The following is a 294-nucleotide window of genomic DNA, read 5'->3' on the forward strand; positions in this document are numbered from 1 at the left end:
CGCTGTGGTCGAAGTTCGGCACGGCGATCGGCGTTGGGCTCGGCGGCTTGGACATGTGGACCAACCAGCTGTTCGGCTTCTCGTTCTTCGGCACGCTGAAGCACGGGCTAACCGATGCGCAGTCACTCGAGCCGGCCGCCCAGCACCAGAAGATCGATTATCCGAAGCCGGATGGGGTGCTGACCTTCGATCGGCTGTCCTCGGTGTTCCTGTCGAATACCAACCATGAGGAGGACCAGCCGGTCCACCTCAAGGTGAAGGACATGGAGCTGCAGAAGCGCTCCGAACACGACA

Annotated in this window: 1 protein-coding gene; it reads left to right on the forward strand. The window is 61.6% G+C overall.

Annotated features, from left to right (window positions below):
- Positions 1-294, forward strand: a 294-nt coding sequence (locus L981_RS32600; RefSeq protein WP_043626858.1) for a 4Fe-4S dicluster domain-containing protein, incomplete at both ends; no start/stop codon positions are given.

Origin of the sequence: Ensifer sp. ZNC0028 (assembly GCF_000799055.1) — a bacterium.
Classification (GTDB): Bacteria; Pseudomonadota; Alphaproteobacteria; order Rhizobiales; family Rhizobiaceae; genus Ensifer.